The sequence below is a fragment of the Pseudanabaena sp. FACHB-1998 genome (assembly GCF_014696355.1).
In the GTDB taxonomy this organism is placed as follows: Bacteria; Cyanobacteriota; Cyanobacteriia; order Pseudanabaenales; family Pseudanabaenaceae; genus Pseudanabaena.
Genome location: NZ_JACJQA010000003.1, coordinates 97,469 through 115,885, shown reverse-complemented (window position 1 = coordinate 115,885; position 18,417 = coordinate 97,469). Strand labels below are relative to the sequence as shown.

Annotated in this window: 21 protein-coding genes; 14 read left to right on the top strand and 7 right to left on the bottom strand. The window is 43.6% G+C overall.

Annotated features, from left to right (window positions below):
• Window positions 1–261 precede the first annotated feature (261 nt).
• Both dnaA and H6F42_RS00910 read left to right on the top strand, forming a co-directional pair.
• Complete coding sequence (dnaA, locus tag H6F42_RS00915) at window positions 262–1,728, top strand: chromosomal replication initiator protein DnaA (protein ID WP_190397467.1); 1,467 nt, start codon at window positions 262–264, stop codon at window positions 1,726–1,728.
• 53 nt (window positions 1,729–1,781) lie between these two features.
• Complete coding sequence (locus H6F42_RS00910) at window positions 1,782–2,384, top strand: heme-binding protein (RefSeq protein ID WP_190397466.1); 603 nt, start codon at window positions 1,782–1,784, stop codon at window positions 2,382–2,384.
• A gap of 69 nt (window positions 2,385–2,453) precedes the next feature.
• On the opposite strand, the gene H6F42_RS00905 is transcribed toward H6F42_RS00910, so the two are convergent.
• Together H6F42_RS00905 and H6F42_RS00900 are read right to left on the bottom strand one after the other, a co-directional pair.
• Window positions 2,454–2,804 (bottom strand): hypothetical protein, encoded by a 351-nt coding sequence (locus H6F42_RS00905; protein ID WP_190397465.1) that lies wholly within the window; start codon window positions 2,802–2,804, stop codon window positions 2,454–2,456.
• 211 nt (window positions 2,805–3,015) lie between these two features.
• Entirely contained in the window at window positions 3,016–3,234 is a 219-nt protein-coding gene (locus H6F42_RS00900; RefSeq protein ID WP_190397464.1) for an NAD(P)H-quinone oxidoreductase subunit O, read from the bottom strand.
• 147 nt (window positions 3,235–3,381) lie between these two features.
• Here H6F42_RS00900 and H6F42_RS00895 point away from each other — a divergent pair, with 147 nt between their 5' ends.
• The 4 genes from H6F42_RS00895 (at window position 3,382) to H6F42_RS00880 (ending at window position 7,110) form a co-directional block, all read left to right on the top strand.
• Window positions 3,382–3,630: a Ycf34 family protein gene (locus H6F42_RS00895; protein ID WP_190397463.1), complete on the top strand. Its 249-nt coding sequence runs from the start codon at window positions 3,382–3,384 to the stop codon at window positions 3,628–3,630.
• Between the two features lie 82 nt (window positions 3,631–3,712).
• A complete protein-coding gene (locus H6F42_RS00890) occupies window positions 3,713–4,693 on the top strand; it encodes an N-acetylmuramoyl-L-alanine amidase-like domain-containing protein (protein WP_190397462.1) in 981 nt (326 codons plus the stop codon).
• Between the two features lie 5 nt (window positions 4,694–4,698).
• Window positions 4,699–6,435: a sulfate permease gene (gene sulP / locus H6F42_RS00885; protein WP_190397461.1), complete on the top strand. Its 1,737-nt coding sequence runs from the start codon at window positions 4,699–4,701 to the stop codon at window positions 6,433–6,435.
• A gap of 192 nt (window positions 6,436–6,627) precedes the next feature.
• Window positions 6,628–7,110: a CGLD27 family protein gene (locus H6F42_RS00880; RefSeq protein ID WP_190397460.1), complete on the top strand. Its 483-nt coding sequence runs from the start codon at window positions 6,628–6,630 to the stop codon at window positions 7,108–7,110.
• A gap of 34 nt (window positions 7,111–7,144) precedes the next feature.
• Here H6F42_RS00880 and prmA read toward each other — a convergent pair whose 3' ends face one another.
• Together prmA and H6F42_RS00870 are read right to left on the bottom strand one after the other, a co-directional pair.
• Entirely contained in the window at window positions 7,145–8,068 is a 924-nt protein-coding gene (gene prmA, locus H6F42_RS00875; protein WP_190397459.1) for a 50S ribosomal protein L11 methyltransferase, read from the bottom strand.
• Between the two features lie 88 nt (window positions 8,069–8,156).
• Window positions 8,157–8,558, bottom strand: a complete 402-nt coding sequence (locus tag H6F42_RS00870) for a DUF4346 domain-containing protein (RefSeq protein WP_190397458.1) — start codon at window positions 8,556–8,558, stop codon at window positions 8,157–8,159.
• Window positions 8,559–8,801: 243 nt separating this feature from the next.
• Between H6F42_RS00870 and H6F42_RS00865 the strand changes: the two genes are divergently transcribed.
• A complete protein-coding gene (locus H6F42_RS00865) occupies window positions 8,802–10,595 on the top strand; it encodes a serine/threonine-protein kinase (RefSeq protein ID WP_190397457.1) in 1,794 nt (597 codons plus the stop codon).
• A gap of 106 nt (window positions 10,596–10,701) precedes the next feature.
• On the opposite strand, the gene H6F42_RS00860 is transcribed toward H6F42_RS00865, so the two are convergent.
• Complete coding sequence (locus H6F42_RS00860; protein WP_190397456.1) at window positions 10,702–11,157, bottom strand: DUF29 domain-containing protein; 456 nt, start codon at window positions 11,155–11,157, stop codon at window positions 10,702–10,704.
• 128 nt (window positions 11,158–11,285) lie between these two features.
• On the opposite strand from H6F42_RS00860, the gene H6F42_RS00855 reads away from it, so the two are divergent.
• On the top strand, window positions 11,286–12,092 hold the full coding sequence (locus tag H6F42_RS00855; protein ID WP_190397455.1) for a DUF429 domain-containing protein: 807 nt from the start codon (window positions 11,286–11,288) through the stop codon (window positions 12,090–12,092).
• A gap of 34 nt (window positions 12,093–12,126) precedes the next feature.
• On the opposite strand, the gene H6F42_RS00850 is transcribed toward H6F42_RS00855, so the two are convergent.
• Entirely contained in the window at window positions 12,127–12,507 is a 381-nt protein-coding gene (locus H6F42_RS00850) for a HepT-like ribonuclease domain-containing protein (protein ID WP_190397454.1), read from the bottom strand.
• A 139-nt stretch (window positions 12,508–12,646) separates the two neighbouring features.
• On the opposite strand from H6F42_RS00850, the gene H6F42_RS00845 reads away from it, so the two are divergent.
• Both H6F42_RS00845 and H6F42_RS00840 read left to right on the top strand, forming a co-directional pair.
• The gene (locus H6F42_RS00845) at window positions 12,647–13,066 is read left to right on the top strand and encodes a XisH family protein (RefSeq protein ID WP_190397453.1); all 420 of its coding nucleotides are present in this window, start codon (window positions 12,647–12,649) and stop codon (window positions 13,064–13,066) included.
• Complete coding sequence (locus tag H6F42_RS00840) at window positions 13,054–13,392, top strand: XisI protein (RefSeq protein WP_190397452.1); 339 nt, start codon at window positions 13,054–13,056, stop codon at window positions 13,390–13,392. Before H6F42_RS00845 ends, H6F42_RS00840 begins: the two co-directional genes overlap by 13 nt.
• A gap of 48 nt (window positions 13,393–13,440) precedes the next feature.
• Here the strand turns inward: H6F42_RS00840 and cobA are convergent, their stop codons facing one another.
• Window positions 13,441–14,196, bottom strand: coding sequence for a uroporphyrinogen-III C-methyltransferase (gene cobA, locus H6F42_RS00835; protein ID WP_190397712.1), 756 nt, complete (start codon window positions 14,194–14,196; stop codon window positions 13,441–13,443).
• A 578-nt stretch (window positions 14,197–14,774) separates the two neighbouring features.
• Between cobA and H6F42_RS22235 the strand changes: the two genes are divergently transcribed.
• From H6F42_RS22235 to frr, 4 genes are all read left to right on the top strand, one after another.
• Window positions 14,775–15,977, top strand: coding sequence for a pentapeptide repeat-containing protein (locus tag H6F42_RS22235; RefSeq protein ID WP_190397451.1), 1,203 nt, complete (start codon window positions 14,775–14,777; stop codon window positions 15,975–15,977).
• 74 nt (window positions 15,978–16,051) lie between these two features.
• Window positions 16,052–16,948, top strand: a complete 897-nt coding sequence (locus H6F42_RS00825) for a pentapeptide repeat-containing protein (protein ID WP_190397450.1) — start codon at window positions 16,052–16,054, stop codon at window positions 16,946–16,948.
• Window positions 16,949–17,090: 142 nt separating this feature from the next.
• Entirely contained in the window at window positions 17,091–17,843 is a 753-nt protein-coding gene (pyrH, locus tag H6F42_RS00820; RefSeq protein ID WP_190397449.1) for a UMP kinase, read from the top strand.
• Complete coding sequence (gene frr / locus H6F42_RS00815) at window positions 17,830–18,378, top strand: ribosome recycling factor (protein ID WP_190397448.1); 549 nt, start codon at window positions 17,830–17,832, stop codon at window positions 18,376–18,378. The genes pyrH and frr overlap by 14 nt, the downstream gene beginning before the upstream one ends.
• Window positions 18,379–18,417: the final 39 nt, after the last annotated feature.

The following is an 18,417-nucleotide window of genomic DNA, read 5'->3' as shown; positions in this document are numbered from 1 at the left end:
CGTCTTCTGGTTTTGTGTCCTTCCAAGAATGACCACGGCTATAAATGGTTTGGCGATCGCTCTACTCCCTCAGCAATTGCCATTATGAAACCAATTTTGGTGATTCCAGTGCCTTTGGCACTGGAATCACCAAAATTGGTTTCTGAAAAGCTAATTTTTATAATGAGAATTACTATTACTCTGCAAAATAACTCCCCAAATTTTAGTACACAGGATAAGATCGTAATTCTTCGCCATTAGCCCTCCCGATCGCAACCAACAATGTCTGTTGATATTTCCTTAGAAACACTCTGGAATCAAGTCCTTGAACTACTTGAAAGCCAACTAAGTCGCCCAACCTACGAAGGATGGATCAAGACAGTTGTGGCTGATGAGCTAACGGCCGATCGCTTGACTATTCGCACGCCATCCACCTTTGCGAAAAATTGGCTCCATAAATATTATTTTCAAAATATTACAGATGCGGTAAGCGAAATTTTAGGCTATCCCGTTGAGGTGCATATTGTTTCCGCGCCCAGTGCCGAGCCGCCCAGTGGGCAACCCGAAGAACTTAATGAAGATGAAGCGGAAATTAATCAAGATGGGATGCTAGAAACTGCGATCGCTGCCGAAGCCGTGCAAGCAATGGCATCGGCAATCCCTAGCGCCAATAATCAAGCCAATCCCCAATCTGAAACTAACGGCTCTGCGCCCCGTCCCAGTAATCTCAACCCCAAATATAATTTCAATCGGTTTGTGGTCGGCTCTACCAATCGCATGGCTCATGCGGCGGCGCTTGCGGTGTCCGAGCTTCCGGGGCGCGAATTTAATCCTTTATTTTTATGCGGTGGTGTGGGCTTAGGCAAGACGCACTTAATGCAGGCGATCGCCCATTACCGCCTCGAAATTGAGCCGAAGGCAAGAATTGCCTATGTCTCCACGGAGCAGTTCACCAATGATCTAATCTCGGCAATTCGCAAAGATAGTATGCAGAGATTTCGGGAGCTATATCGCGAAATCGATATGCTGATCATTGATGATATTCAGTTCATTGAGGGCAAGGAATACACCCAAGAAGAATTTTTCCATACCTTTAATACCCTGTACGAGACTGGCAAACAGATTGTCTTAGCAAGCGATCGCCCACCTGCTCAGATTCCTCGTTTACAAGAACGCCTTTGCTCACGCTTCTCCATGGGATTAATTGCCGATATTCAAGTCCCTGATCTCGAAACTCGCATGGCAATTTTGCAAAAGAAAGCCGAATATGACAACCTCAAAATTCCTACCGATGTTCTGCACTACATCGCCGCCAGCTATACCTCAAACATTCGCGAACTTGAAGGCGCATTAGTGCGAACCGTAGCCTATATCTCGATTTCAGGTTTGCCGATGACCGTGGAAAATGTCGCGCCTGTGCTGAATCCCCCCAAGGAGCCTGTAGAAGTCTCTGCGGAAATGGTATTGAGTGTAGTTACCGAAATGCTCAATATCGAGCTTTCGGATTTATTAGGTAATTCGCGCCGCCGCGAAATCAGCCAAGCTCGCCAAATCGTGATGTACCTAATGCGCCAACATACTAATCTAAGCCTGCCCAAAATTGGTGAAGCGGTGGGCGGTAAAGACCATACAACAGTCATGTATAGCTGCGAAAAAGTAGCCCAGTTACAATCTACCGATGGCGATATCGCTCAATTGCTCAGACAATTAAGCGATCGCATCTATCTCGTAGCTCAAACCAAAAATTAGTACAACCCAAAGGATATCTGCTCCGCACATATCCTTTAGGCTCATGAGGCTTTATGAAACTTTCCCATATTCTCGTTATTATCGGGGCGATCGCCCTTCCCTTTGCCTTTATTGCTGTAAAAAAAGCTATGTCCGCCCCTCTACCCGTCGGCTTTCCCACCCCCACGTCCCACGACCAAATCGAAATCAAGCAATATCCCGCCTATCGCTCAGGAACCTATACCTATGAAGGGAATCTCAGCGACGCGACTAGCTCTTCCTTTAATCCTCTCTTTCAGCACATCAGCAACAATAACATTGCGATGACTACTCCCGTAGAGGCGCGTTATCCCAGCGAAACCATCAATCAGCCTCTTCAAAAAGGTAAGGCAAAAGTCTCATTTCTCTACAACAATAGCGGCATTAATCCGCAACAGGTAGCACGAGATATCCAAGTGGAAGATCATCCCCCGATGCTGGTTGTCAGCTTAGGTGTGCAGGGAGCCTATGGTTATCAAAGCTATCTAGGGCATATTGCTAAGCTCAAGCAATGGCTAGCCGAGCATCCCGAATATGAAATCGCTGGCGAACCCAGAGAATTTCTCTATGATTCTCCCTATACGCCCAACCCATTAAAGCGTCGTGAAGTGCAAATTCCTATTCGCAAAATCCAATAATAGTCAGAGTTTTGATGATGCGGCGAAGCCGCATCATCAAAACTCTGACTATTATTTTAGAGTGAAGCCCTAACTGCCCCAAACATAAATAGAACCATTTTCCATCTTGAAGATTCTCGACCTCTCACCATTTGCATCTTCATCGCCTCGTTGTTGGTAAACAAGTCCACCTCGCTCATCGGTATAAACAAAAGCGCGATCGGGAATAGGTCGAAAATAATCGCTCACTCCATCTTGCCAAGTAATCGTAACCGCCCCTTGACGCATCGAAAATATACAAGCCATCGAAACCTTCGCTTGCCTAGCACCATTTTCAAAATATTCACAATAGGCTTTGCGGCTGTCCGCCTGTGCCGACAAAGGAATAGATAAGGGGGCGATCGCTGAAATCACAGCAATCAAAGCTAATTTCATTTTCATGATTTGGCTCCTAATAATTCTCGACTGGCAAGAGAATAAAAATCTCACCCTAAGAGCGTGTTTGAGAAGTTCTTTACCCCCTCTAACTCCCCCTTGAAAGGGGGAGGATTCAAGTTTCCCCCCTTTCAAAGGGGGGATTAAGGGGGGTAAAAGCAGAAATTTATGCTAGATAGGAGACTTCTCAAACACGCTCTAAAGGTGAGATTCTTACTTAAGCAGCTTGTTCTTGTAACTGATCCTTATGGAGCCAAATTACAGGAGTTGGTACTTTACCAAACTTGACTTGGACATAATCGCCACGAAATTCTAATACTTCGCCCCATGTCTCAAAAATGTAAGAAGACCAGCGTGTATCATTTGCCGTAGCTTCAGGGCTGTTTTCTAGCTTCTCGCGAATTGCGCGAACAAGTGTGCCTTTCTTTAGTGCCATAGGTTTTGAATCGGTTTTTTGATTATGCTTAGCTACTTAGGTATTGTATAGCAAAGCTTTTTGTTTGGGAAAAAGCAAGAGATAATTGCAGCACAATTATCTCTTGCTTTTTTGTTAGGATAGCCCCATGAATTAGGTATAAATGCCATGTGTATTTGCATCAATTGCACCTATGTCGATCGCTGTCTAACTTATCACTCCGTTGAATCTTTGCATTTGCAACCCCATTTAACCGATCATCCAGACTTTGAGGCTATCTCACCAACAGTTAATGTCAATATCCGTACTGAGTCTGATGATATTGAAATGGAATGGGATGTGGTGGGTTGTGAAAGTTTTAAACAAGATATGGGTAAATGGGTAAGATTGCGTCCGGGGGAATTGGTTCCCACGTAAAGAATAAAGGCGACACAAAGCGTCGCCTTTATTCTTTACGTGGTGATTGCTATACTAACTGCTGCCGCTATATAAGATTTTCATGGGAAAAATTTTCAAGCCATTTTTACTAGGCGCTTTGATGGGAATATCCATTAGCGATTATTTTATTCCCAATGTAAAAAGTATTGAACAACAAGATCGAGTTTTGGTAACCGCGAAAGATAAACTGCCCATAACTCAGGATGTTGAACAAGATCCTTTGCAGAAAGTATCCAGCATAGATAGCTCGGCAACTAAACTTGAGTATCAACGCTTAATGCAGTCGTTAAGCGATCGCCAGTTATCTAACCCATTATCTAAATTAACAACGGATCAGATTTTACAAACGGTATCTTCTAAATTCTTAGGTGCTAAATATCGCGAAGGATTATTGGAAAAGAGCAAATCAGAACAGTTATTTATTTCTCTGACAGAATTTGATTGTGTGCTATTTGTAGAAACGGTTCTGGCTTTCTCTCGCAATTTATTAAGCACGAATCCTTCCTATGAGAATTTTGGACAAAATGTCGAGACAGTGCGTTATCAAGATGGCAAACTTGATGGATATTGCAGTCGCTTGCATTATTTTTCAGAATGGATAGTTGATAATCAAAAGCGAAATCTCGTTCAAGACTTAACATCGGAACTAGGGGGGATTCAGCTTAAGAAGAAGTTAAACTTTATGAGTAGTAATTGGCAAAAATATCCACGCCTTAGGAATAGTGAAGCTAATTATCAATGTATTTTGGCGATGGAGCGAAAACTAGAGCAGGATACGCGATCGCAGATTTATTACATTCCTTCCCGCAAAATTAGTTCTATTTATCCATCCCTCAAATCTGGCGATATTATTGGCGTGGTTACGGATATTCAAGGTTTGGATACCACGCATACGGGCTTAGTTTATTTAACTAGCAAGGGGACTGGCTTAATTCATGCGTCTCCATCGGGGATGGTCAAAGTTTCGTCCGACCTCCAGCGTTATGTGGAAGGAGTTGATCGCGCGATCGGTATTATGGTAGCACGACCACAATTGCCCTAGAACCTATGCCCAATTTGCCTCCCATGCCCTCTCTTCCCGCTTGGGAATGGATGCAGAAGTATCAATCTCAATATTTACTGGGCGACATTACCGCAGGAATTGTGGTTACGAGTCTGCTGATTCCCCAAAGTATGGCGTATGCTTTGCTAGCAGGATTACCGCCACAGGTGGGACTCTATGCCAGTATTGTCCCTGCGATCGCCTATCCCTTATTTGGAACTAGCAAAGTCCTTGCGGTGGGCCCTGTGGCGGTGAGTTCGCTGATGGTGGCGGCGGCGATCGCGAAGTTAGCTCCCCAAGGAACTGAGGCATATTTGACTTTAGCCTTGACGATCGCCTTTCTAGTCGGGGCGATCGCGGTGGTGATGGGAATCTTGCGAATGGGATTTTTGGTGAACTTCCTCAGTCGTGCGGTGATTTCGGGCTTTATCAGTGGCGCTTTGATCATTGTGATTGTCAGCCAACTTGATCATCTGCTCGGCTTGGGAGTCCCTACAACCACATCCTTTATCGAAACTCTGATCAAGACCCTAAGTTTGATAACGCATATTAATCGCACCACTGCCATTCTGGGACTTGGGAGCGTTGCCATTCTGCTCTATTTCAATCAGCCGCTAGTTAACCAATTAAAGCAACTAGACTGGAGCGAAGCGCAGATTTTGCCGATTTCCAAGGGCGCACCCTTGTTAGTAGTGATTTTGGGAACCTTAATCACCTTCAGTTTGCAGCTTGACCAAACTCAAGCAGTTGAGATTGTGGGCGCTATTCCTGCGGGCTTGTCAGGTTTAACCATGCCAATATTTGACCAAGAAACTTGGTTATCGCTGCTTTCGGCGGCTTTAGCGATCGCGATCGTGGGTTATATGGAAGGATTTGCGGGAGGACAAGCGATCGCCACTAAGAGGATGGAAAAGATCGATCCTAATCAAGAGTTGATTGCCTTTGGTATCGCCAATATTAGCGCTGCGTTCTCAGGTGGATATCCTGTCACGGGAGCCGTGAGCCGATCTATGGTTAGCTTTTCCGCAGGAGCAAATACGGGGCTAGCTTCGATGATTACGGGTGTATTTGCCATCATTACGCTGCTGTTTTTTACCTCATGGTTTTACTTTTTGCCCCAGACTTGCCTCGCCGCCATCATCATCATGGCTGTCTATAAATTGATTGATTTCGCCACCTTAAAGCGGATGTGGAACTATGACAAAGCCGACGCGATCGCTTGGATAGCGACCTTTGTCGCAGTTCTGCTATGGGATGTACAAGCTGGAATTATCTTGGGTGCAATGATCGCGATCGCCTTGCATCTCTATCGCACTAGTCAGCCCCATATCGCGATCGTTGGACGCATGGGAGATTCTGCTGATTTTCGCGATATTTTGCGCCATGAGGTCAAGACTAATCCTCAAATTTTGGCAATACGCATCGATGCAAATCTCTACTTTGCTAATGCCCAGTATGTGCAGAACTTTATCAATCAAGCGATCAGCGATCGCCCAGATGATCAGCCAGAGGTGACTTCTATTTTGCTAGTGTGTAGCGCGATTAATTTTATTGATACGAGCGCCCTAGAGATGCTGGAAAGTCTCATTGCTACCTTCAAATCCTTAAATATTAACTTCTATTTCTCTGAAGTAAAAAGTTCTGTTATGGACAAGTTGGAGCCTATTGGTTTTGTGGATTTAGTGGGACGCGATCGCTTCTTTCTCTCCACTGACCTTGCCATGCGCGAACTAAGCAAATAACCAAAATTGTTGTATCGCTTGCTAAGCGATACAACATATGTAAACCAAGAAGTGAGTGGCGGCGCTTTGCGCCGCCACTCACTTCTTGGTTTGGAGCCAAAATGTTGAAATTGTTGGTTTGCGACAATTTCAACATTTTGACTGGTTTTTATTGCTAAACTGGCAAGATATCTGACCCTATAGCGTTTATCTATGACTTGCCCAGTTCCTAAAGACCAACAACCACTTAATGAGTATGTCGAGCTAAAGGAAGCTTTTTTCTATCGATGGGCAAAGCTAGAGCGATCGCAATATTTGCGAGCTGTATTATTAATGTGGCTAGGCTTTACGGTGGTATTTTCCCCTGTTGCCATGAGCATTGAGTCACCGAGTCGGCATTTATGGGAATTTATAGGGGTTGCGAGTATCGGTGGAGCCTTAGGTTTGGTTTTGCCTATGCTGTTGATGCTATCGGGGTGGAGTCATGTTAGACAACGCCTTGATAGTGCCAAGATTTTTTATGAAGAGTCGGGCTGGTATGACGGGCAGACTTGGGAAAAGCCAGAGGCTGATTTAGCCAAGGATCGTTTGTTAGTAACCTATGAAATTAAACCCGTCCTCAATAGGCTATACAAAACGCTTTTAGGAATTGTCGTTTTTCTAGCCATAATTTTTGGCGCTTTACAAATTACTTAAAAAAAAGGTGCGGCACTCTGTGCCGCACCTTTTTTTAATACTCTGATCGCCTAATTGTTAGACAAGCCCATTCCTGACGCTTCCAGAAAGTCGCAACGACCCATTTATGCAAATCTAGGGCATCGGCAACCTTGGGTACTTGCTCAATTAAAATACCACTTAAAATTCCCCAGCCATGATCGCCTACCAACTTATCGAAATGGGGAACCATGTCTACAATAATGTCCGCGAGAATATTACAGGTAAACCCATTGGCAGGAGCAGGCATATTCGCAATTAAGTCCTGAATACTGCCTTCCTGCACCCAAATTTTTTCCTCGGGAATGTCATTGAGTTGGCGATTGTGATTAGTTGCCTTAATAGCCAAAATGTCATTGTCGATCGCATAGGTTTGGCTTGCACCGATTAACAAAGCGCCAATACTAAGAATGCCTGAGCCACAGCCCACATCCGCCACCACAATATTATCTTCAGGCTTTGCTCCCCAGAGGCGCATCTCTAAGGCTTCTAGACAAAGCTGTGTTGTGGCATGAGCGCCAGTCCCAAAGGCGCTACCGGGGTCGAGACGCAGAATTTTGCGATCGCCGTCGGTGGGTGGGTCGATCCACGCAGGATAAATCACCAACATATCGCCAATTTCCTGTGGATTCCAATGTTGTTTCCAGCTAGATGACCAGTCCTCATCATTGATGACTGCCCATTGTGTAGCAGGAGCTTCGTAACCACTAGCGATCGCATCCTGTTTTAGCCACAGAGCCAGAGCCGCCAAATCCAAGACCTTTGCCTTTTCCACGGGTAGATAGCTACTTACGCGAATCCGTCCATCTTTTTTTTGAGTTGCCATACCTTGGCAGCCAAAATTTTGTAATCGCCAAAAAATCTGTTCTTCCAAAGATTGTTCGGCGAGAACTTGGATTTCCCACCAATTATTGACTGAGGAAAGGATCGAAGGTGACATCTGGCTTTTGATTAGGGGTATTGATAATTATATTCAGGGCTTACATTGAAAAGCGAAAACCGCCTTTCAACGTAATTATCGTAATTCTTTAGTCTTGGATATATTCTTGTTGCTGCAATAATGCTAACTCTGCGCGTTGGGCTTCACGTCCTAGATAAGCAGCATGGTCAAATAGTGTAACAGGACAGGGTTGTGTTTTTTCAAAGATTTCTACGCAGAGTTCTTTAGCAGTTCTACCTGTAAATAGTTGTACCGCTTGACGATTAACCTTGCCTTTCGCGGGAATGACTTTTCCCGTTTCGGGATCAACCGCTAAGCCTTGTTCATTGATGATATTGCTATAGTGTTTCGCACAAATTAGATTTAATTGACGGTCAACATAAATAATAAAGTAACCACTGGGATCGAGGGCTAGCGATCGCTTAGATAACTCATCGTCAATATCATGGAGTTGTTTAGTAAGTCCGTCCGTTTCCACAGTCAAATTCATTCAATTTGAGTCTTCAAAATATTTACTTAGAATTCCATGATACGACTTTCTAGATCGGTTTCAAAAGAGAGTTGCCACGCAACTCTCTTTTGAAACCGATCTAGATAAAGGTAGCGGTGCTTTGTGCCGTCACCTTTATCTTGGATTTTGCGTTGTATATCAGATGCTCAAACATATCAATCAAACCTATAATTATCAGATGTCAGCATATTCTTAGCTCATAATTCTAGAGAGGCGATCGCCATGCCAGCCAAAGTACTTGATGGACGCTATAAACTGATCAAAAAAATCGGCGCAGGTGGATTTGGGCATACATTCATTGCTAGGGATATGCGTCGTCCGGGTTCGCCTCCCTGTGTAGTTAAGCAACTCAAGCCCGCCAGTGACGATCCGACTTTTATCCGTGAGGCAAGGCGTTTATTTAATACCGAGGCGGAAACCCTCGAAAAGCTAGGCAGGCATGATCAGATTCCTCAATTACTCGCCTATTTTGAAGAAGATAAGCAGTTTTTTTTAGTGCAAGAATTTATTGAAGGGCGATCGCTCCATGATGAAATGAAAGCGCGATTGCCTGAAGTTTCAGATTTAGATAATGAGCCTCAAGATCGGATTTTGGAGCAGCTTAGCAATCTGGAAGCTCCTATAAGAGACAAACAACTAAGCGAAATCGAAGTACTTAAAATTTTGGCAGATGTCCTTGATGTTCTAGATTTTGTGCATTCCGAAGGCGTAATTCATCGCGATATTAAACCCGACAACTTAATTCGCCGCAAAAAAGATCAAAAGATTGTTCTCATTGATTTTGGTGCAGTGCGAGCCATGCAAGATGCCAATACGCAGTTAACTGCCGACGAGAAGGGAGAATCACGATTTACAGTCACGATTGGCACACCGGGGTATATGCCAAGTGAACAATGTGCAGGTAGACCGAATTACAGCAGTGATATCTACGCGCTGGGAATGGTGGCGATTAAGGCGCTTACGGGCTATGCACCTACGGACTTACCTAATGATCCTGCTACGGGTGAGGTGGTTTGGCGCGATAAAGCAAAGGTGAGTAATGGATTGGCAATGGTACTAACTCGGATGGTGCGTTATCACTATACTCAGCGTTATCAGTCAGTACGTGAAGTCAAGCAAGGGATCACCACCTTTGCCACGATGACGGAAGTAGAGCGTCAGGCTACGACGAGTAAAATCATGCGGTCAACGACTCTAACTGAATCAGAACAATCAACCAGTATGAGATCTAATTCTGGTTCTCGATCTAGTCTTTCTACATCTACCCGTCGAGTATCATCTTCTTCTAATGCTTCAGCAAGTTCTAATGCAGGAGTTCTCTTTTTATTTGGTGGTCTATTGGCAGTAGTGGCAGTAGTAGCCGCTTTTGCCTTGCCATCAATGATGCGGAATAAATCGCAACCTATAGTTGTTAACAATCCACCAATTACTTCAGCTATTAATCCTGAGGTGAATCCCACGGCTGCACCCAATGCGCCTCTTTCCAATGAGCCTGTCAATCAAAATCTTAGTCTAGAAGCCAATCGAGAATCCCTAGTTATTCCTAGCAAAATGGGAGGGAATGGAACCCATTCCTATACCTTGCAAGCGAGATCTGGACAGATACTCAATGTCGGGCTGACTGGTACTGGCATGGTGATGAATGTTTTGGATTCTCAGGGAATTGCCTTACCTAATGGCGCGAATATCGTTAATGGTGATGTGGCGATCGCTGCGGATGGTATCTATACAGTGCAGTTACGCGGAATCACAAATGCTAATGAACTTCCCTATCAATTAAGGCTTGCTCTTAAAGATAAAAATGCGATCGCCTCTCCCAACCCTATTGCTACACCTCTTCCCTTTAATTCTCCCTTACCCAATAATCCACCTGTTAATCCATCCGTAAATCCATCCGTAAATCCCAATCCAGTCCCCAATGCCACAACGCCGCCACCAGTAGCACCTACTCCAGCCGCTACGCCCACACCTACAACTCCCGTCCCCCAAATCGAAATCAAGGTTAGAAATAGATAGCCTTAAAAAGGATAGGTAGCACTTCGCGCCACCTATCCTTTTTAAGAAATTTGAATTACAGCAAGAAATTTTTTCAAAGTGTTGCTTCGCAACACTTTGAAAAAATCTATTCCCAAAAATCAACATTAAGCATGGTGTCGATATCGCGTCCGAATTGCCATGTATCAGGAATTTGATAGCCTTTTTTTGCATACTCTTTTTTAACATTTCGTAATGCAGTGCGAAATGCAATGTCAAAAGTATCATTCCACAAAGTTTTTAAACTAGGTGAATCAGCAAAGGCAAACTCGATCTCAGTTCGTTGCTCGACAATTGTATTTTCCCAACCATTAAAACAGTCAGGCATATCGATATATATACGCTTGAGTAAATGCGCGAGCAACGTTGTGAGGCGACTTTTTATCTCCTTTTTGTCTGATCTACCCAAACTGTCGATCTCCTCTATTAAGTTCTCTAAATCCACATGATCAAAATCCCTAGCTTTGAGCTTAGCTACAGTGTCTTGAGTCCATAGCAAGAAGTCAGACTCATATAGAGATTTACGAGCGATCGCTTGGGTCATGAAAATGTCCTTGTCCTAGCTTTATCAAAATTTTAGCCTATTTCTTTCCCACTCCCAGAATAGGCATTATAAAGTGAATAAGGGATGCGTGACTTTGCCGCGCATCCCTTATTCACTGGGAAGTAGCCATGAAAATATATGGAATTGATTTTACAAGCGCACCGTCAAAAACTAAGCCGATCACCTGTGCCGAAGCTTTGCTAGATAAAGATATTTTGCAGATTGAGAAGTTCCATTACTTCATCGACTTCGATGGATTTATGACCTTTTTGCGGCGATCGCCAAATTGGCTTGCAGGGGTGGACTTTCCCCTTGGACAACCACGTAAGCTCGTGGAAAACCTTGGATGGGGTAGCACTTGGGCAGAATATGTCGAACTTGTAGGGCAAATGTCTAAACAGGAATTTGTGACTGTCCTCAATCAATACCGTCAAGATCGGGCGGCAGGCGATCGCGAACATTTACGACAAACAGATCGGCTCACAGGCGCAATTAGCCCAATGAAAGTCTATGGGGTACCAGTGGGGAAAATGTTTTTTGAAGGCGCACCTAGAATGCTCAAGGCAGGATTTAGCATTCAGCCCTGTCATCCCACTGCCGATTCTCGAACTGTTCTAGAAATTTATCCAGCCTTAATCGCTAAAGCTCTAATTGGTAAACATAGTTACAAGTCCGACACGAAAAGTAAACAAACTCAGGAAATGCAGCTTTTGCGCCAAGAAATAATCATCCAAATGCGATCGCCTGTATTTCTCACAAAATATGGACTGAGGTTAGAAATTAGTGAAAACCTTATCCTTTTAGCGCTCCAAGATGCGTCGGGCGATACTCTCGATGCCATACTCGCCGCCATCCAAGCCGCAATTGCCTTTCGTCAACCCCACTACGGCATTCCTGAAACCTGCGATCGCCTAGAGGGCTGGATTTGTGGGTAAGTAATGGATTGGCAGCGTAGCCGCCAATCCATTACTACAAAGTCGCAATTACTTTACTCATTAAATCCTTAATAAAAGGAATATCATTTTGGGTCAATTCCCAGAGAGTTTTAAGATCAATTTCTAAATAGCCAAACATCAAGATATCGCCAATGCCGCTTAAACGTCGCCAATTAATCTGGGGATAGCGATCCATAAAGCTAATAGGCAAACGCTTAGCCGTTGCTCCAATAATTCCGATGGCTCGTTCCACTGCAAAAATAGTTTTTTGATCGCGACTAAATTCCATAAAATCTATTCCTGCAATAAATGACTCCGTAGCCGCGATCGCCTCTAAAATGTCTTGAATCTGAACCTCAAGACGATGGTTATTATTTTCAATATCCGCAGGAATACTCACTTCATTAGTTTCCATTAGCTTTTTTCCCTACAAAAGACTAGTTTAACCCATTCGTGGAGTGGCGGCGCTTCGCGCCGTCACTCTCTTTTAGGTTTTATAATTTATTGCGAAAATTGATAATATTCATACTTCATTAAAATAGGATCTCATAGATATGCCAGCAAAAGATTTGTATCACGACAATGTAAAAAATTCACTCATCAAGGATAACTGGAAAATCACCCACGATCCTTTACGAATTCGTTTAGCGCGAGGCAAAAATTTATTCGTTGACTTAGGAGCCGAAAGATTATTAGCCGCAGAACGTGGAACTGAGAAAATAGCGGTTGAGATAAAAAGCTTTACCAGTCCTTCTGACATGAAAAATTTAGAAGAAGCGGTGGGGCAATTTGTTTTGTACGCTCACTTATTAGTGCGTTATTATCCTGAATATAAATTATTTCTTGCTGTCACAGAAAATGTTTGTAAAACAGTTTTTGAAGAAGAAGCAGGGCAAACCTTAATTGAGGACGGCATTATTCGCTTGTTTAGTTTTGATCCCAATCAGGAGGTAATTGTGCGATGGATTCCTTAACGCATCAATATCGTCAAGTTATCGAAAAAATTCTCCAAGAATATGCCAAATTTCTCGACACCGATCGCTACGTTCAAGTTGAACTAGTATTAGATGAAAAACGCGATCGCTATCTGCTAGTAGAAACAGGATGGCAAAACGGTTATCGTATTTATGGAACACTGCTACATATTGATCTAGTTGATCATAAACTCTGGATTCAACACGATGGGACAGAAGATGGTATTGCCGATGAATTAGTAGCGGCAGGAATACCCAAAAGTCATATTGTCTTAGCATTCAAGTCGCCAGAGATTCGACAACACACTGAATTTGCTATTGCCTAATGAAGAAGATTGATATTGCAGCCTCGTCACAGCATCAATCTTTTTCATTTAACCCTGTTTGCGAAAATTGACGATATTGCCTATAACGGCGATCGCAGGGGGGGCAAACTGATTTGTTTGTACTAAATCGACAATATTACTCAAGCATCCAATTAACTCCGACTGATCGGCGCGAGTTCCCTGACGGATTAACGCCACAGGGGTCTCTGCCGCTAAACCTGCTAACTGAAGTTTAGTCACAATTTCACCTAAATTATGTAAACCCATATAAACCACAATTGTCTCCGCCCCTTGCGCGATCGCTTTCCACTCCACTTGAGGGCGATATTTCCCCGCCGACTCATGCCCCGTCACAAAAATTACTGACGAACTAAAATCGCGATGGGTCAAGGGAATTCCCGCATAGGCAGGAGCCGCAATCCCTGAAGTAATTCCGGGGACAACTTCCACCTCAATCCCTGCGGCTCGCAGATCCGCTAATTCTTCGCCACCACGCCCAAAGATAAATGGATCGCCCCCCTTCAGACGTACCACGATCGCCTGTTCTTTCGCCTTCTCGATCAATAGCTGGGTTGTTTCCTCTTGCAGAAGCGAATGGTTGCCGCGTCTTTTGCCTGCATGGATTTTCTCAGCGATCGGATTAATCATGGCAAGGATTTCATCACTCACCAAGGCGTCATAAAGCACCACATCACAGGTTTCGAGCAAAGCCTTACCCTTTAGCGTCATCAAACCTGCATCTCCGGGCCCCGCCCCAACTAGGTACACCTTACCTAATTTGCTCCGTGGAGACGCGATCGCCATTTCAGGAATTGGATCTGTACTTGGATCTGTACTTGGATTTGGACTGAGATCGGGATTTTTATCTGGATTTATATTGGACATTCGTTTATGGATTTACAACTTTAGTATCTAAGCCAAATATTGCAAGGCGATCGCATCATCATTTTCCTCATGTATTGTATTGATATAGCTGTTTGTGAACGAGCATAAGCAAATTTACAAACTAAAAAATCAAACTCCGTAAAAACTTGAAGGTTTATCTTTTGCTTTAGTCATAATGTGAACTGCCATAGTTCTGATAAAGCAAGATGCTGTGCATCTTAACTTTATATAACTTTATAGCTGTTTTCCAATGAGTGTGTACTCATTTAAAAGCAAAAAAGCTTTTTCAGTAAGGGTTTTGAGTATTAATCTTGCCCTAGGCAAAATTAATACTCAAAATTTGTAGAAGCTAGAAAGAAAAACGCTTTGCGTAATACTTTCTCAATATTGAGACGCAGCCATTTTGTCAAGCCAAATCAAGGAAAACTAAGGAACATTTATATGTTTAAAAAGCTTCTTTAGATGTAACGAGTACAACGAATCAAAATGAGGCAGGCGTGAATCTTACAGACTTTAATAAAGCAAATCTTACCAAATCCAGCCTAGAAAGAATTAACCTTAAGGGGGCAGATCTCAAGCGCGTTAATCTTAGTAACGCGAAACTTGCTGATTCTATCCTCTCCAAAGCAAATCTCACAGGGGCTTTTCTTCATGGTGCTGATTTAAATCGAGCTAATCTGATCGAAGCAAATTTATCGGAAGCAAATCTTACCTCCGCTTATCTGATCAAAGCGGATCTCCAACGAGCTTGCCTCAACGAAGCCTATCTAGTTGCAGCAAACTTAAATACAGCAAATCTAACCAGCGCGACTTTGATCAACGCTGATCTTAGCCTTGCTACTTTGACGGGAGCCTGCCTCAATGGCGCAAATCTTAGCAACGCTAAGCTAAACGGGACATTTTTTATTGAAGCAAATTTGATAGGAGCCGATCTAAGCGGAACAGACTTTACAGGCGCACTGATGATTAAAGCTAATCTCAGTGGTGCAAATTTGAGCCAAGCCTGCTTGATGAATGTGGATTTGACCGAAGCTAACCTCACGGGTGCAGAGTTGCATGGGGTGGAGCTAAGTGGCGCGATTCTCAATGAAGCCAATCTCAATGCGGTCGATCTTGTCCATGCCAATTTAAGTGGTGGTTCCTTGAGCCGCGCCAACTTGGGCTGGGCAAACTTGCTAGGCACAAATCTCGAAAAAGCTAACTTGGTTGGCTCTGATCTAAGTTGGGCAAATCTCAATGAAGCCAATCTCGTAGAGGCGGATTTGAGTTGGACTAATCTGACGGGGGCTTTTTTGATGAAATCCAACCTCAGTGGCGCAAATCTTAATGGCGTTAATCTTTCTAATGCCAATCTCAGTGGCGCGAATTTAAGTGGCGCAAACTTGATGGGTGCTAACTTAAGCGGAGCCGATTTGAGTAATGTTGATTTGCGAGGTGCTTATTTGATTCGTACTAATTTACACAATGCCATTTTAAATGAGGCTAATTTAACGGGAGCTAATCTCGATGAAGCGGTTCTTAATGGCGCTAGCCTCAATCGCGCTAACCTCAATCGTGCCAATTTAACCAGAGCCAGCTTGACGGGCGCGAATTTAAAAGGTGCTTTTATGTTGTGGACAAACTTAAAAGGCGCTTTTATGTTGTGGACAAATTTAGATGGCGCAAATATGACAGGCGCAATTTTACCTACGGACAAGTAATTATAATTTTTAGGTCTGTGCTGTCACGTTTCTAAAAAATGTCGAAATAACAAAAAATATGGTGTTTAAGAGTGATGAAAGCTGGAGAACTCCTCGAACGTTATAACAAAGGGTTTCGAGATTTTAGTGACATAGATATTAGTCGAGAAAATCTCAGTGGTGCAGGCTTGACGGCGATCGATTTGGCTAATGCCAATCTAAGTGAAACAAATCTCTCTTGCACCACATTAAATGAAGCCAATTTATATAATGCCAACCTTAATACTGCTGTCTTATATAGGGCGAGTCTTAGTGATGCAAATCTCTGTGAGGCGGATCTAAATGGTGCTAGTCTGATTAAGGCTGATTTGCATGGAGCTAGGTTGGAGAGAGCAAAACTAAAGGATGCTGATTTAACAGGTGCTAACCTCAACGCTGTGAGTCTCGCCAATTCCGACTTGACTGGAGCAAACTTAAGTTGTGTCTCCCTTGTGGGAGCTAACCTAGAAGGAGCAAATCTTACAGAAGCATTTTTAAAAGGAGCAAACTTAGATGGCGCAAAATTAAATGGTGCAATTCTGGAAGGTGCTAATTTAAGTGGGGCTAGCTTCAGTGATGCTAATTTGAGTCATGCTAATCTCAGTGCTTCTGATCTTTCTCATGCGAATTTGTATGGAGCGAATCTTAGTGATGCTTTGTTGTCCAAAGCCGATCTGAGTGGGGCAAATTTAAGTAATGCTAATCTCAATGATGCTGATCTAAAGGAAGCGGATCTTAATGGGGCTTTTCTGGTGGATGCTCAGCTAGGTCGAGCCTGTCTAGATGGAGCAAATCTTAGTAAAACCAATTGCTATAAAGCTGATTTTAATGGTGCACTTTTACTAAGAACAAATCTCAATGGAGCAAATTTAAATTGTACGAATTTCTCGAATGCTTCTCTGCAACCAGTCGATTATGAGATCGATCGCAATACCCAGTATGCAAGGGATTAAAAGAGCTAGCAAGTTAAGCTATTTGCCGTAGAAACCGCAAGAGCCTCTTTATACGTCTTATTTAGAGAGAGATAACTATAAAAGCGATCGCTCAGGAATGCATTGGAAATTAATTCAGTAGGAATGAAACATGGACGCGACTATGACTACAGCAAAGCTTGAACAACCAAAATACAAACGCATTTTATTAAAACTTAGTGGCGAGTCGCTCATGGGCGATCGCAGTTTCGGGATTGATCCTGAAATCGTCCAAGATATTGCTTTGCAGATTGCCGAAATTGTCCGCGATGGTATCGAAGTGGCGATCGTCGTAGGTGGTGGCAATATTTTTCGCGGGATTAATGGTGCTGCAAAGGGGATGGATCGCGCTACGGCGGATTATATTGGCATGATTGCGACGGTGATGAATGCCTTAACTTTACAAGATGCACTCGAGCATTTGGATGATCCCATTCCCACAAGAGTAATGTCGGCGATCGCCATGCAAGAGATCGCCGAACCCTATATCCGCCGTAGAGCCATTCGCCACCTTGAAAATAATCGGGTGGTTATTTTTGGCGCTGGTTCAGGAAATCCCTATTTCACAACGGATACGACTGCGGCTTTGCGTGGGGCGGAGATTAATGCGGAGGTGATCCTCAAGGCAACTCGCGTTGATGGGATCTATGATAGCGATCCGAAGAAAAATGCTGGAGCAAAGCGTTTTCAAAATGTCACCTTTGACTATGCCTTGATCCACGACTTGCGAGTGATGGATGCTACGGCTTTTGCCCTGTGCAAAGAAAATGGCATCCCAATTATTGTGTTTGATCTGGGTGTCACAGGTAACATTCGTCGCGTCGTCATGGGAGAATCGATGGGTACTTATGTTGGAGGTTCCTGTGAAGTTAACTGATGTTGAGGCGCGAATGCAGAAAGCTGTAGAAGCGACCCAGCACAATTTTAATACTGTGCGAACGGGGCGTGCAAATGCGTCGTTGTTGGATCGGATTACGGTGGAATATTATGGGGCAGAGACTTCGCTGAAGGCTTTGGCAAATATTTCTTCGCCTGATGCATCTACCTTGATGATTCAGCCGTTTGATCGCTCGACGATGAGGTCAATCGAAAAAGCGATTTCTGAGTCTGATATTGGTTTAACCCCCAATAATGATGGAACTAGCATTCGCCTGAATATTCCGCCTTTGACCACCGATCGCCGTAAAGAGTTGGTGAAGATGGTTTCTAAATTAGCTGAAGAAGGCAAGGTCGCAGTTCGTAATGTAAGACGTGATGCGATTGATTCACTTCGCAAGCTAGAAAAGGCTAAAGAAATTTCTGAAGATGAATCTAAAAGCCAACAAGAACAGGTAGATAAGTTAACGGAAAAGTTCGTTAAGAATATCGATAAAGTTACTGCTGAAAAAGAAAAAGAAATTTCAACAATTTAAAGCTCTGAGAATACAAAAAAGAAAAGCGCCGCTAGCGGC